Source organism: Intestinibacter sp. (genome assembly GCF_034113885.1).
Classification (GTDB): Bacteria; Bacillota; Clostridia; order Peptostreptococcales; family Peptostreptococcaceae; genus Intestinibacter.
In genome coordinates this window covers 1-6,760 of the sequence record NZ_JAXEWM010000225.1, presented here as the reverse complement: position 1 = coordinate 6,760, position 6,760 = coordinate 1, and the positions used below count along the sequence as shown (strand labels likewise).

General features: G+C 30.1%; 11 protein-coding genes. 1 reads left to right on the top strand and 10 read right to left on the bottom strand.

Annotated features, from left to right (window positions below; genetic code table 11):
• Nucleotides 1–34: 34 nt before the first annotated feature.
• A complete protein-coding gene (locus tag SPD90_RS13685; protein WP_290690243.1) occupies nucleotides 35–523 on the top strand; it encodes a prolyl-tRNA synthetase associated domain-containing protein in 489 nt (162 codons plus the stop codon).
• A gap of 147 nt (nucleotides 524–670) precedes the next feature.
• On the opposite strand, the gene SPD90_RS13680 is transcribed toward SPD90_RS13685, so the two are convergent.
• The 10 genes from SPD90_RS13680 to SPD90_RS13635 all read right to left on the bottom strand — a co-directional run.
• Nucleotides 671–1,177, bottom strand: a complete 507-nt coding sequence (locus tag SPD90_RS13680; RefSeq protein ID WP_320925598.1) for a helix-turn-helix domain-containing protein — start codon at nucleotides 1,175–1,177, stop codon at nucleotides 671–673.
• Between the two features lie 128 nt (nucleotides 1,178–1,305).
• Nucleotides 1,306–1,827: a hypothetical protein gene (locus SPD90_RS13675; protein ID WP_320925597.1), complete on the bottom strand. Its 522-nt coding sequence runs from the start codon at nucleotides 1,825–1,827 to the stop codon at nucleotides 1,306–1,308.
• A 4-nt stretch (nucleotides 1,828–1,831) separates the two neighbouring features.
• Nucleotides 1,832–2,437, bottom strand: a complete 606-nt coding sequence (locus SPD90_RS13670) for a sugar O-acetyltransferase (protein WP_320925596.1) — start codon at nucleotides 2,435–2,437, stop codon at nucleotides 1,832–1,834.
• A 14-nt stretch (nucleotides 2,438–2,451) separates the two neighbouring features.
• Entirely contained in the window at nucleotides 2,452–3,099 is a 648-nt protein-coding gene (locus SPD90_RS13665; protein ID WP_290690234.1) for a hypothetical protein, read from the bottom strand.
• Nucleotides 3,100–3,141: 42 nt separating this feature from the next.
• Nucleotides 3,142–3,837 carry a hypothetical protein gene (locus tag SPD90_RS13660; RefSeq protein WP_320925595.1) on the bottom strand — a complete coding sequence of 232 codons (696 nt, stop codon included), beginning with the start codon at nucleotides 3,835–3,837 and terminating at the stop codon, nucleotides 3,142–3,144.
• Complete coding sequence (locus tag SPD90_RS13655) at nucleotides 3,834–4,127, bottom strand: hypothetical protein (RefSeq protein WP_320925594.1); 294 nt, start codon at nucleotides 4,125–4,127, stop codon at nucleotides 3,834–3,836. The genes SPD90_RS13660 and SPD90_RS13655 overlap by 4 nt, the downstream gene beginning before the upstream one ends.
• Nucleotides 4,124–4,666 (bottom strand): hypothetical protein, encoded by a 543-nt coding sequence (locus SPD90_RS13650; protein WP_320925593.1) that lies wholly within the window; start codon nucleotides 4,664–4,666, stop codon nucleotides 4,124–4,126. The genes SPD90_RS13655 and SPD90_RS13650 overlap by 4 nt, the downstream gene beginning before the upstream one ends.
• A gap of 237 nt (nucleotides 4,667–4,903) precedes the next feature.
• On the bottom strand, nucleotides 4,904–5,290 hold the full coding sequence (locus SPD90_RS13645) for a MerR family transcriptional regulator (protein ID WP_320925592.1): 387 nt from the start codon (nucleotides 5,288–5,290) through the stop codon (nucleotides 4,904–4,906).
• A gap of 17 nt (nucleotides 5,291–5,307) precedes the next feature.
• Nucleotides 5,308–5,844 carry a flavodoxin family protein gene (locus SPD90_RS13640; protein ID WP_320925591.1) on the bottom strand — a complete coding sequence of 179 codons (537 nt, stop codon included), beginning with the start codon at nucleotides 5,842–5,844 and terminating at the stop codon, nucleotides 5,308–5,310.
• Between the two features lie 72 nt (nucleotides 5,845–5,916).
• The coding region (locus SPD90_RS13635; RefSeq protein WP_320925590.1) for an aldo/keto reductase at nucleotides 5,917–6,760 on the bottom strand (844 nt) is incomplete at its 5' end.

The following is a 6,760-nucleotide window of genomic DNA, read 5'->3' as shown; positions in this document are numbered from 1 at the left end:
ATTAAAAATTTTATATCAGAGGAGGAAATAAAGTATGACTGAACAAGCACAAGCTGTCATTAAATTTTTAAAAGACAGAAAAATTGAGTTCGATATCGTTGAACACAATGCAGTATATACAATCGACGAAATGTTGGAATTAAACTTACCAAACCTAGATGCAATAGCCAAAAATTTATTTATTCGAGACGACAAGAAAAAGAACTATTACCTTGTTGTTATAAGAGAGGATAAGAGAGTACAACTAAAATCTCTAAGAGAAAAATTAGGCTCAAGACCATTGACCTTCGCTTCTGAAAATGATTTAAGCAAAATTTTAGGACTTACAAAAGGCGCTGTAACTCCATTTGGTATTCTAAATGACGAGGAGTGCAAAGTAAAGGTAATATTTGATGAATCATTCCGTGAAGCTTTGATAGGTGTCCATCCTAATGATAATACGGCAACAGTATGGTTAAATTCATCAGATTTAGTGTCTATTATTGAGCAACATGGTAATTCTATTGAATTTATGGAAATGTAGTTTTTACAGCCTAAATACTATAGACAATGACTCTATCCATTGTAATTATATTTAACAACTTTGTGATAAAGAAATATAACCAAACTTATATAACAAAGTTGTTAAATATATTAATAATATATAAAAAGTATCATCTTTTATTATAATCTATCCGCGCTTTAACATTCTCATTTTAAACTCTCTAATTTTGACCATATATCTACTTGTATAAATCACACCGACAATTAACATCCCAAATGAAAATCCAAGTGCAAAACTAGCAATTTTTTCTGTAAATCCACTATCAGCCATTCCTAAAGCTTCTAAAGACATATATACGACAAAACATATAACACCTATCAAAAATAAAATATGCATTCGCTTTGTAATTATTTCTCTTTCCTTATTGCTATAATCCGCTACCTTAAGTACAGTTTCTTCTAAGTCCTTGTTCATTTTCTCGCTTTTCCTTTCTCCATCTAAAATTTCTCTAATTTCTACATCGTAATAATCTGCAATCTGAATAAGAATGTCAATGTCTGGCATATTTGAACCAGTTTCCCATCTCGATATAGTTCTACTAGATACACCTAATTTTTCGGCAAACTGTTCCTGAGTAATGCCCTTTTCCTTGCGCAGTTCTTTTAGAAAACTACCTATCTTTTTTTGATCCACTTGATGATTACCTCCTTTCAAATTGATTTTATGCTTAATATAGAAAATATAACACGACACAAAGCGAGAAATGCCGTATTTTTACACTAGACACAGTATGTCTAGTCGATAAATTTCAAATTTTAGTCTTATTTATTAAAAAAATTATACCTTTTAACATCTCGTATATTTACATTTTGATTTTTCAAATTCTCCTCAATTTTACACAAAACACATTCTCTATATGTTTTAATCTTGTTAGGCATCGATACATCAGCTAAAATCATCGGCATCATGACGATTATAATAAAAAACCCTATCGATGGAGCGAATTCATAAAATATAAATAAAAAAAACAGATGGTAAATCAAAAAAATTAATTTAATAAGTTTTGGAAAGCGAAATTCACCAAAGATACTACATCCTTTTGAGCTCATCTCTATATTAAATTCAAAAAATATCCCATTATTAAACGTCTGCATATTTCTATCAGTGGGACTATTTGTTTTTTTATTAAAAAGCTTTTTATACATCTTTTTAAACTCATCTTGATATACAAAAGACTTCATAATATAAGAATCCTTTACTTTTTCTACCTTAGTATCCTTCGTATGCAGTAAATCAATAATATTTGATTCTATGCTATCAGTTAAAATCTCTACTTTATACATTTTTTTAATCCTCAAAATACTCTTCTCGTTTTTTATTCCAATATTCCTTATCTTCTTGTGTTATCTTTCTCAAAACCTTACAAGGATTACCAGCAGCTATTACATTGTCTTCTATATCCTTTGTCACTACAGAACCAGATCCTATAACTACATTATCGCCGATTTTGACGCCTGGATTTATAACAGTATTTCCACATACCCATACATTGTCGCCGATTTTTATTTCTTGTCCAAATTCAAGACCTGTGATTCTAACCTCTGTATCTATCGGGTGACCTGCTGTATATACGCATACTCTAGGTCCAAACATAACGTTGTTTCCTATCTCAACCTTGCATACGTCTAGTATTATGCAATCGTAGTTTGCGAAGAAATTATCTCCAATATATATGTTTTTACCGTAATCACATCTAAATGTAGGCTCTATAAATGCATTTTTGCCGACTTTTCCGAATAAATCGTTTAATAGGCTCGTTCTGTAGTCCATTTCTTCTTCTGTAGAATTATTAAATAATCTAATTAATTTTCTACATCTTTTAGCTTCTTCTCTAAGCTCTGCATCGCTTGCCATATATAATTTCCCTGATAACATTTTTTCTTTTTCTGTCATAAACTCCTCCATAATTACAATATCCAAACATCTCCATTTGGCATCCTGTTCATTTGTCCTTCAAATTTTTCCTTTACTTCTCCAGTATTCCAATCCCTGACAATTATCCTCTCGTGATATTCAGAATCTTCATACCACTCTGAGCAATATAAATTATCACCATCGCGAAACATCAAGCCCTCCGTATCTCCTATCTCGATTTTCTTCTTCTCCGGCCACAATATATTTAGATATCCATCATTTGCTTCTCTGATTAGTAAAACTGGTGCAACTCTAAGCAATAAGTTATAACAATCCTCTACATCACTAAGTGGTAGTTCAGCTATAGTAGATTTATCCTGACTCTTTGGAGTATAAGCCACTATTTGAATCTTTTTCTGATTAAAATCTACAACTAGAAAATAAAGTACACCTTCATAAAATACTGGCGCATCGACATATACATTTTCTTCAACCTCAAAAGGTCTAATAACTTCTGCATCTGGATAATGAATCAAAACACAACTCATTCCATCATAAACATTTCCAGAATTGATAATCTCTTCAGCTTCATATAAATCACAAAATGTACTTTTCGCTAATTTGCAATAGTACCATTCACTTGTACCTTCAACTGGTTCTGGATAAACATCGGTTAAACCGTCAATTTTTAAATATTTCATTTCACTTCTCCTATAAATTTTAATTTACTTAAGTCGGTAGCACTATTTGCTATTGAAACAACGTATTTTTTCATAAGTATTTCTAACTTCCATTATCCTTTCTTTGAATTTATTTGGATATAAAATTACATTTGTATATAATATTAATGCCAAAAATAACAACACCAATACAGCCAAATGTACATATCCAGGCAGAGGAAAAATAGGAACATCTTTCAAAATTAAAGTTTCAGTTTTTCCATTCTTTGTAATAATTATCTTGTTATATAAAATAGGATTTCGCTTTATTTCATAAGTCGTATCATTTAATTTGTAAAACCTCTCTTGCATTTGACTGTACTCGCTAAATGTATCATCAGACTCCGAACCAGAAATTTTCTCTTTATCTATTATTTCCATAGTATCTAAATCGACTACATTCTTTTGATCACGTCCACCATACGAAGTAATAATTATCTTATTTTTTTCTATACTAAAGCTGCAGCTTTTCCCCGAAAACGTCAATGTATTTTTGTAATTTCCTTCTGAATCAAATACTTGTATATCCTGATTATAAAGATTTCCTATATAATAATTTCCATTTTCATCAACAGCCAATTCTTCAACATTGTACAAAGATAGCTGATTTTTAGATATACCTTCTCTAGGTATATATTTTAAGTTACGTACCATAAGTACAACATCGCCTACGATTAATAGTATTATTATTACGGGTATTAAAAAATGTAATTTTTTCATGATTCATATCTCCTATATTCATCTAAATCCTTTCCAAAACATATATCCCTAATTGAAAATAATACACCAAAAATCAACCCTTGTATTATAAAGCTCATATTACTCGATTGCATAATTGCGTATATTAAAATTATCACTACATAAGAAATAAAGCTTAATCTACGTTTTCGTTTTTCATTAAAATTATTTATTTTGCTTTGCATTCTTTTAAATAATTTATACTTAGCATTTATGTTATTAATTATAAGCATTGATATGGATGATGCTAATATAAGTTGGACAATTTTCATAATTTATTACCTCCTTCATAAATATCAATATCATAATCATGTAATTCATTTGTCATAGTTTTCAAAACAAACTCTGCATATAACTCAACTTCTTTTATCATCATAATATCGAAAAATCCAACAGCAACTACTATGAATATAGGAACTAAAACAGTAAATAAAAATACTATCGCTCCAAATAAGAACATAAGATTTACAAAAAACATAAGCAACATAAAAATTTCTATTAAACGGAAATGTCCATTTATTATGCATTTTTCATTTTTGTCCTCTATATTAAATTTAAATGGTATTATCATACAATGACTTCTTTTGTGCTCATTAAAGCTAGTACCCATTTTACTCATTATTTTCTGAAATTTATCAAGCCCACGAGTTTCATCGATTATATCGAGCATTTGCTGCATATCATCACCAGATACAAATGCAGTAATTATATAATTTTTCTTCTTTTTCTTGATAACGAGATCTTTGGAGCTTTTAATTATATTGACAAATTTTTCTGCATTGCAATTAGCTATCATATTTACTTTGTACATATTAACATCCACCTCGCACAAAATCTAAATATCCTATTTCAGATGTAACAACTTTATACTTTAATTATAGATATGGTACTTAGATAATAACAAGTTACATTATGATTACAGCTATAACTCTACTTTGTTACAAATTTGTCTCATTATATAAGACTTAATTTTTAACAAAAATTCGCCACTTTTTTGCAAAATTAAAAAGCCTTTGAGTATTTTTTACTCAAAAGCTCTTTTTTCTCGCTACTTTACTTCCTCTCTCAATTCTTTTTCCTTTTCCATAAGCAAACTATCATATTTTTCAATTTTTCCATTTAAATATCCAAGCATCTGTTGCAATTCGTCAATTTTTTGAATTAACTCTTCTCTCTGTTCCAAAAGTAATTGCTTGCGAACTCCAGCAGTATGTTCTCCTTCTTGTAGTAGAGATACATATTCTATAAGGATTTCTATAGGCATCCCTGAATTTCTCATACATTTTATAAATTTTATCCATTTGCAGTTTAATTCTGTATAATCCCTATTTCCACTTTTGTCGCGGTTTACCTTAGGTATCAAGCCTATACGTTCATAATATCTGAGAGTGTCTGCTGAAATATCTAGTTTTTTACTCACCTCTGCTATTTTCATAACGTATTCTCCTATTTTTATATTTCTTGGCCCATTTTATATGCTTCATCCATAGCAGGAGTTCCTTTTATTTCTCCTACCTTCCATGCGCCAATTCCATATACTACACCTTTTTCCTTTGGTCCATCTAAGCATGCAGTAAATCCTCTAAATTCATTTATTGTTCTTTCCATAGCAGGCTTACTGTCTATAGCTGCAGCTACTATAAAATAGAAATCTTTGTCTTTTATTTCTTGATAACGTGCGCAAGTTCTATCTATTAAAGTCTTCATTTGACCACACATTGTGTAAAAATAAACTGGTGTAGCCATAACTATAACATCGGCAGCTATCATTTTTTCTAAAATTTCTGGCATGTCGTCTTTTTGTGGACATGATTTTCCCATTGAACAACTGCCACATCCAGTACAGTAATTTATATTTTTGTCTTTTAAAAATATTTTTTCTACATCATGACCTGATGATTTTGCTCCTTCTAAAAATCTATCACATAATAAATCTGAATTCCCATTTCTTCTTGGACTTGAAGATAATATTAAAACTTTCTTTTTCATTTTGTAATTCCTCCTTATTTTTTAAATCAATTATTATTAATTATTAAGTCTTTTAATACAATTCCTATATTTCTATTCAAATGTAGCAGCTACATCCTTTAGATATTTAGTTATTTCAATATGTTGAGGACAACTCTTTTCGCATTGTTTACATTCTATACAATCTGATGCTTTGCCATGATTTTTTATATAGTTGTTGTAGTATACGCCTTGTGTAGAAAATCCTCTATTTAAGGCTTGCTTTTCCGCATTGTAAAGTGCAAAGTAATTTGGTATAGCAATGTGTTTTGGACATCCATCTACACAATATTGACATGCAGTACAAGGTATTTCTATTGATTTATTTATTATATCTACAGCCTTATTTACTACATCTAACTCATCTTGAGTAAGCGGTTTAAAATCCTCCATATATCCAGTGTTGTCTAGCAACTGATTTATATCTGACATACCACTTAAAACCATCATTACATTTTCATTGCTCGCTGCAAAACGAATCGCCCATGAAGGTATAGACATATCAGGGTTACTTTCCTTAAATAATTTTTCTGCTTCCTCTGGTACATTTGCAAGTGTACCGCCTTTTACTGGTTCCATAACTACGACTGGTTTGTTGTGTTTTTTAGCTACCTCATAGCATTTATGTGATTGAATGCTTTCATTTTCCCAGTCTAAGTAGTTTAACTGTAATTGAACAAATTCAACCTCTGGATGCGCTGTAAGTATTTCATCTAGTAAATCTGCTGTATCGTGGAATGAAAAACCTATATGTTTGACTTTTCCCTCTTCTTTTTTCTTTTTTATAAATGAAAACGCATCGAATTTTTCGGCAATTTCATAATGCTCTACACCTAAATTATGTAATAGATAGTAATCGAAATAATCTACACCACATTTTTCTAGTTGCTCGTCGAAT

Excerpts from the sequence above, each read along its gene's own strand:
- SPD90_RS13685 (WP_290690243.1), top strand. The coding sequence starts at position 35 with ATGACTGAACAAGCACAAGCTGTCATTAAATTTTTAAAAGACAGAAAA.
- SPD90_RS13675 (WP_320925597.1), bottom strand. The coding sequence starts at position 1,827 with ATGTATAAAGTAGAGATTTTAACTGATAGCATAGAATCAAATATTATT.
- SPD90_RS13670 (WP_320925596.1), bottom strand. The coding sequence starts at position 2,437 with ATGACAGAAAAAGAAAAAATGTTATCAGGGAAATTATATATGGCAAGC.
- SPD90_RS13665 (WP_290690234.1), bottom strand. The coding sequence starts at position 3,099 with ATGAAATATTTAAAAATTGACGGTTTAACCGATGTTTATCCAGAACCA.
- SPD90_RS13660 (WP_320925595.1), bottom strand. The coding sequence starts at position 3,837 with ATGAAAAAATTACATTTTTTAATACCCGTAATAATAATACTATTAATC.
- SPD90_RS13655 (WP_320925594.1), bottom strand. The coding sequence starts at position 4,127 with ATGAAAATTGTCCAACTTATATTAGCATCATCCATATCAATGCTTATA.
- SPD90_RS13650 (WP_320925593.1), bottom strand. The coding sequence starts at position 4,666 with ATGTACAAAGTAAATATGATAGCTAATTGCAATGCAGAAAAATTTGTC.
- SPD90_RS13645 (WP_320925592.1), bottom strand. The coding sequence starts at position 5,290 with ATGAAAATAGCAGAGGTGAGTAAAAAACTAGATATTTCAGCAGACACT.
- SPD90_RS13640 (WP_320925591.1), bottom strand. The coding sequence starts at position 5,844 with ATGAAAAAGAAAGTTTTAATATTATCTTCAAGTCCAAGAAGAAATGGG.